Origin of the sequence: Acidovorax sp. HMWF018, from assembly GCF_003061035.1 — a bacterium.
Taxonomy (GTDB): Bacteria; Pseudomonadota; Gammaproteobacteria; order Burkholderiales; family Burkholderiaceae_C; genus Acidovorax; species Acidovorax delafieldii.
This window is the reverse complement of record NZ_QAIM01000510.1, coordinates 1-5,923: the sequence shown is the minus strand read 5'-3', so window position 1 is coordinate 5,923 and position 5,923 is coordinate 1. Positions and strand designations below refer to the sequence as shown.

General features: G+C 70.1%; 6 protein-coding genes. 2 read left to right on the top strand and 4 right to left on the bottom strand.

Annotated elements, in window-relative coordinates:
- Positions 1-749: solute carrier family 23 protein (locus DBR23_RS21670; RefSeq protein WP_304466229.1), on the bottom strand; the 749-nt coding region annotated here is incomplete at its 3' end.
- A 131-nt stretch (positions 750-880) separates the two neighbouring features.
- Between DBR23_RS21670 and DBR23_RS21665 the strand changes: the two genes are divergently transcribed.
- Both DBR23_RS21665 and DBR23_RS21660 read left to right on the top strand, forming a co-directional pair.
- The gene (locus DBR23_RS21665; protein ID WP_108499552.1) at positions 881-1,627 is read left to right on the top strand and encodes a zf-TFIIB domain-containing protein; all 747 of its coding nucleotides are present in this window, start codon (positions 881-883) and stop codon (positions 1,625-1,627) included.
- 196 nt (positions 1,628-1,823) lie between these two features.
- Positions 1,824-2,738: a class I SAM-dependent methyltransferase gene (locus tag DBR23_RS21660; RefSeq protein WP_233250662.1), complete on the top strand. Its 915-nt coding sequence runs from the start codon at positions 1,824-1,826 to the stop codon at positions 2,736-2,738.
- A 100-nt stretch (positions 2,739-2,838) separates the two neighbouring features.
- Here the strand turns inward: DBR23_RS21660 and ubiM are convergent, their stop codons facing one another.
- The 3 genes from ubiM to DBR23_RS21645 form a co-directional block, all read right to left on the bottom strand.
- Entirely contained in the window at positions 2,839-4,125 is a 1,287-nt protein-coding gene (ubiM, locus tag DBR23_RS21655; RefSeq protein ID WP_108499551.1) for a 5-demethoxyubiquinol-8 5-hydroxylase UbiM, read from the bottom strand.
- A gap of 179 nt (positions 4,126-4,304) precedes the next feature.
- Positions 4,305-4,736: a hypothetical protein gene (locus DBR23_RS21650; RefSeq protein WP_056057054.1), complete on the bottom strand. Its 432-nt coding sequence runs from the start codon at positions 4,734-4,736 to the stop codon at positions 4,305-4,307.
- Positions 4,737-4,903: 167 nt separating this feature from the next.
- On the bottom strand, positions 4,904-5,800 hold the full coding sequence (locus tag DBR23_RS21645; protein WP_108499550.1) for an alpha/beta fold hydrolase: 897 nt from the start codon (positions 5,798-5,800) through the stop codon (positions 4,904-4,906).
- Positions 5,801-5,923: the final 123 nt, after the last annotated feature.

Here is a 5,923-nt window from a genome sequence, read left to right as displayed (position 1 = left end):
AGCAGCATGGCATTGCCGCTGAACTGCGGGGCCGCAAAGTTCGGCAGGCCAAACCACGCGGCGTTGGCCAGTGCGGTCAGGTCCATGGGCTTGCCCAGGCCCAGGCCGTTGGTCAGTACTGCATAGATGATGCTGGCCACGATCAGCCCGACCAGGATCAACAGGCGCTGCACCATGCCGCGCGTGAGCACGGCCACCAGGCCCACGCTCACAAAGGTCACCACCTGCATCCAGCTGTCAAAGTTGCTGGCCGCCATGTTCTTGATGGGAATGCCCGCGAGGTTCAGCCCGATCACCGCCACCACCGAGCCCGTGACCACGGGCGGCATGAAGCGCTCGATCCAGCCCGTGCCAATCGCCTGCACCAGCGCTCCGATGAGCGTGTAGACCAGGCCACACGCAATGATGCCGCCCAGCGCCACGCCGATGTTGGCATTGGCCCCTTGGCCCGCATAGCCCGTGGCCGCAATCACCACGCCAATGAACGCAAAGCTGGAGCCCAGGTAGCTGGGCACCTTGCCGCCGGTGACGAGGAAGAAGATCAGCGTGCCGATACCGCTCATCAGGATGGCCACGTTCGGGTCAAAGCCCATCAGGATGGGCGCCAGCACCGTGGCGCCAAACATCGCAATCACATGCTGCACGCCCATCACCGCCGTCTGCGGCCAGGGCAGCCGCTCGTCCGGCGCGATCACGCCGCCTTGTTGCAACACATCAGCGCTTTTCACACGCCAGTTCATGAATCCCATGTGGTTGTTCCTTGTGGTTGAGGCGCGAATGCTAGTGGATGCGGCCGGGGTGGGGGACGAGCATCCCGGGCGGGTTACGATGCCCCCGCCCCCGCGAGGCACCCCGCACCGTTGCCCAGACCCTCACTGCCATGTTTCCTGCACCCACTTGCCCCTCGTGCCGCCAACCCATGCAGGCACACCGCTTTGCCAGCAACCTGGGCGATTCGCTGGAGCTGGACATCTGCTTTGCCTGCCAGGGCCTGTGGTTTGACCGGCACGAGAACCTGAAGCTCACGCCCCAGTCCGTGGTCGAGCTGTTTCGGCTGCTGCACGAGCACCGTGTGGACCAGCACCAGGCCCTGGCCGAGAGCATGGCCTGCCCGCGCTGCAACACCAGCCTGGCCAAGGGTTACGACGTGGTGCGCAGCGGCCGCTACATGGTGTACCGCTGCGGGCGACAGCATGGGCGCTTCAGCACCTTCTCGTCCTTCATGGTCGAAAAAGGCTTTGTGCGCCACATGACGCGCCCCGAGATCGACGACCTCGCCAAGCGCGTGGGCGCCATCTACTGCACCAGCTGCGGCGCGCCCGTGGACATCCGCAAAGACCACGCCTGCCCCTATTGCCGCGCCGCGTTCTCCCTCATCGACCCCCAGGCCGTGGTGCGCGCCATGGAGGGCTATGCCGCCGCGAGCTCCAAGGTACCGGCGGCGCCGGCATCGCCCGTGGACATTGGCGACGCCCTGGTGGCCCTGGAGCGCGACCGCACCCGGGCCGAGCGCGAGCGCCAGAAGCGCGCATTCACCACGGCCAGCAGCGATGCCAATGACAGCTCGTTCACCGGAGATCTGCTGGCGGCCGGGGTGGCGCTGGTGTGGGCGCTGGTGAAGGACTAGGGATTCAGCGTCGCGCTGGCCGCAAGCCCCGCCAGTGCATTGACATACCGCAGCACGCGCTGCGGTCATTCACGACAGACTGGGGCAGACCGTTCAGAATGGTTCAAGAACCTGTTCTGAGGCCCCGAGGCCCCGAGGCCCTTGCCCTGGGCCACCCACGCAACCGTGGCGCCCGCAGCCACTGGAGGAGCGCCCCGTGCCGCAGTCCCCCACCAGACGCCCTGCCCGATCGCCGCGCAGCCCTGCGCCACCGGCGCGTGCGCTCCACTGCACCGGCAGCCTGCTGCAGCGCGCGCAGCTGCCCCCCGTGCCCAGCACCTTGCTCATCCCTTTGGCCGCGCGTGCCCACGGCGGGCGCTATTTCCCCTGGCTCGACTGCCACGATGCCGTGGCCCAGGCCTTGCTGACCCAGTTGGGTGCCGATGTGAGCAGCACCCTGGACGACCTGCCCACGGTGCTGCATGTGCTGTGGCGCACCCGCGCCATCAAGGAGGCGGGGCGCGCCTTTTTTGCCGAGCACCCGCAGGCCCTGGGCGTCAACCTGGGGTGTGGCCTCACGCACCACTTTCAGTGGCTGGACACGGGGGCCAACCAGTGGCTTGATGCGGACCTGCCTGCGGTGATGGCGCTGCGCAAGCCCTTGTTGCCGCCGCAGTGCCCGCGCATGCGCCATGCCGATCTGGACCTGTCGCAAACCGGCTGGTGGCAGCGGCTCGGGCTGCCCGCGCAGCGCACCGCACCCCCGGTGCTGCTGGTGTGTGAGGGCGTGTTGATGTACCTGCCACCCGCGCAGGTGCACGCCGTGCTGGCCGAGTTTGCGCAGCACGCGCCACCGGGCTCGCGCATGGTGCTGGATGTGATGACGCGCCAGGCCGTGGGTTGCGCGGCCCGCCACGCCAGCGTGGGGCCTACGGGCGCGGAGTTTCGGTGGGGTGTCGGCCGCATGGCAGAGCTGGCGGCCGTGCACCCGCGCCTGCACCTGCTGCGCGAGCAAAGCGTGGCGGAGGGCTACGGCTGGGCCGGTATTGCCATGGACATGTGGTGGCGCCCCTGGCTCGGTGCGCCGCTGTATGGCCTGGCCACGCTGGGGGTAAGGGACAGCCTCCCCTGAGCCGCTTCGCGTCTTCCCCCTGAGGGGGACGCCACCGGTGGCCTGGCAAAGCCAGTTGCACGGTGGCGCTGGCGTGGGGCGCGCCCGTTGCAGAGGTTGGCTACGGCCTGAGCGTCAGTGCGCGCATCCATTGGGGTGCCTTGCCCGTCAGCTGCCCCACGATGGCCGCCTGCAGCGGTGGCAGGCGCCGCGCGCCCTGCAGCACCAGTTGCCGCAGCAGGCGGGGCACCGGGCGGGCGTCGGTGTACAGGCGCACGATGGCGTTGGTGCCCTGGTAGATGGGCCAGGCGTGGCGGTGGTGGCCCTGGGCGTAGGGGGCCAGGGCGTCGGCGCTGCCAATGTCCTGCCCGCGCTGGCGGGCGCTGACCAGCGCGGCCGTGAGCCGCTCCACCCCCGCCAGCCCCAGGTTGTAGCCATGCGCCGTGACCGGGTGCATGCCCACGGCGGCGTCGCCCAGCAGCGCGCAGCGGTGGCCCGCAAAGCGCTGGGCATACACGGCCACCAGCGGGTAGGCATGGCGCTCGCCCACCAGCGCCATGGGTCCCAGCCGGTCGTTGAACTGGGCCTGCACCTGGGTGGCAAAAGCCTCGGGGCTTTGGGCCATCAGCGCGGCGGCGTCGGCCGCGCCCGCCGTGACCACCACCGAGCACAGCGCCTGTCCCGTCGGTGGGTCATCGGGCAGGGGCAGCACGGCCAGTGTGCGGTCGTAGCCAAAACATTCGTGCGCCACGTTGCCGTGGGGCAGGGCGTGGCGCATGCGGCAGACGATGACGGTGCGGCCAAAGTCGGTCATGTCTGCGCCAAGGCCCAGTTGGCGGCGCGTGGCCGAGAAGCGGCTGTCGGCGGCTACCAGCAGCGGGGCGGTGAGGCGCTGGGGCGTGGCGTGATCGCCAGGGCCCGTGTGGGAGGGCACGCAGTCCAGCTCGGCATGGCCGGGCAGCGCGGCCACGCGGGTGACCTGGCTGCCGGTGAGCAGGCGCACGCCCGGGGTGCTCGCAGCCACCGCGTGGGCCGTGCGCCGCAGCGCGTGGTTGGGCACGATGAAGCCCAGGGCGCCGGGAGCTGACACATCGCCGTGGGTGCCGCTGGCCGCGTTCAGTTGCAGCGCGCTGTGGCGGCCCAGCGGGCCGTCGTGCACCTGGGCCTCGGCAATCTGGCCCACCTCGTGGTCGGCCAGGTGCGCCCAGCTGCCCAGCCGCTGCAACGTTGCCCGGCTTGGGTGGGTGAGGGCGATTTCGCGGCCGTCAGGTGCGGGCTGGGCCAGCGCGCGGTCGCCCTGCTGCTCCACCACGGTGGCGGTGAACCCGGCCTGCGCCAGGGAGATGGCCAGCGACAGGCCCGCCGGGCCTGCGCCGACGATGAGCACGTCGCTGTGGTGGGTGGTCATGGCGGGATGAATACAGGGTGACAAGGGGCCCGCCCCGGGTCGGGGAGGCCGCGCGCCATTGTGGGCGGGCGGATCTGGGCACGCTTTGCCCTGCGTCAAGCCATGGCGTGGTGGTGCTATCTAATTAATAGCTGCTCAGGCATATGGTTCTAGCGCCTGGGGGCTAAAACAATCGAAACTCAGTCTCTGGCTGCCTTGCGCGGGGTTTTGCTGGACTTCTTTTTGGCCGGGCCTGCCTTCTTGCCGCGCAGGTGCAGCACCCAGGTGACCAGCAGCCACAGGTAGCCCGCCGGGATGCTGTACGCCGCAAAAGCCGCCAGCGACAGTGGTGGTGCGGTGATGGAGCGCGGGTTGGCAATGGTCTCCAGCAACTGGCGCGTGCCGGTGCCCAGCGTGGGCGTGGCGTGCTGGCTGCCCGAGCGGGCCATGAGGGCGCCCATGAAAGTGAAGAACTCCATCAGCAGCGCGCCGATCAGAAAACAGGCCAGCAGGGCCATCAGCTGTGCAAACGCCCGCCGGTTGCCCTTGGCCAGGAACACGATCGCCGACACCAGCCACAGCGCGGGCAACAACAGGACCAGGGCGGGCCAGGCGGACAGGAGAGTGGACATGGGAGACACGGCAGGTAGCAACAGGCAGCAGGGGCCGCTGGTGCGGGCACCAGCGATTCATCGGCAGGGCGCCTCCAGGAAGGCGGTCGAGTGCGGATGATAGAGGCTGCCTGTTTCCGGCTGATTCCCGCGGGTCGCGCGACCTGTCTGCCACCACCGGCCGACGCTTACGCCGCCACAAAGTCGGCCACGGCCTGCAGCACCTCTGCCTGCTGCAGGATCTTGCGGTGCCCCAGCCCCTCGGTGGCCAGCAGCGCGGCACCCGGAATGTGGTCGCGGTAGGCCTCGCCGTCGGCAAAGCGGTTGATGCGGTCGCCCCGGTCGTGCACCACCAGCGTGGGCAGTGCAATGCGCGGGCCCACGGCGGGGGGCTCGAACTGTCGCATCAGGATGCCCTCGCGCGCCTCGATGCGCCGCTGCATGGCGGCGCGGGTGCGTTCGGACAGGCCAAACACCTGCGCGAACAGGCGCGTGTATTCGTGCGGCGAGGCGGGCGGCGCCAGCAGCACCAGCCGCCCGGTGGCCAGGCCCCGGCTGGCCGCATGGGCCGCTGCGTTGGCCGCCAGCGAATGGGCCACCACGGCGTGGGGCGCCGAGTCCTGCGCGTGCAGGCGGGCGGTGGCGTATTCGATGGCACGGGCGAACTGCGGCAGGTTGCTCACGCGGCCCCGGCTGCCGCCGTGTGCGGGCAGGTCCACCAGCACCGGGCGCAGGCCGCGCGCGACCAGGGCGTCGGCCAGCGGCAGCATCTGGCGCGCATGCCCGCCCCAGCCGTGCAGCAGCAGCACCGTGGGGCCGTGTGGCTGGGCCTGGGGCAGGTACAGCGTGATCTCGGCGTCTTCAAACGCCAGGCGCTCCGTGCGCCAGTGGCCCGGTGGCACGGCGCTGCGGCCCGGTTTGCGCAGGGGCAGGGGCGTGCCAAACAAGCGGTAGGCCGCGCGCACGGCCAAGGTGGGCCACAGGCGTTCGGCCGTGCCCAGCGCCACACGCAGCAGGCGCATGCCGGGGTGCTCGCCGTAGAAGCTGGACGTGGCCTGCAGCGCGGCGGATGGAGAGGTGTTCATGGTGGGACTCCAGGAGGGAGATGGGGTAGATGGGGGAGGTGGACCGGGCGGACGGTCAGTAAAAGATCCAGTCCCGGTTGCTGCGCGGGAGGCTGGTGAGGGTGCTGCGCAGCGACCGGATGG

Coding starts and splice junctions, on each gene's coding strand:
- ubiM (WP_108499551.1), bottom strand. CDS start 4,125: ATGACCACCCACCACAGCGACGTGCTCATCGTCGGCGCAGGCCCGGCG.
- DBR23_RS21645 (WP_108499550.1), bottom strand. CDS start 5,800: ATGAACACCTCTCCATCCGCCGCGCTGCAGGCCACGTCCAGCTTCTAC.
- DBR23_RS21665 (WP_108499552.1), top strand. CDS start 881: ATGTTTCCTGCACCCACTTGCCCCTCGTGCCGCCAACCCATGCAGGCA.
- DBR23_RS21650 (WP_056057054.1), bottom strand. CDS start 4,736: ATGTCCACTCTCCTGTCCGCCTGGCCCGCCCTGGTCCTGTTGTTGCCC.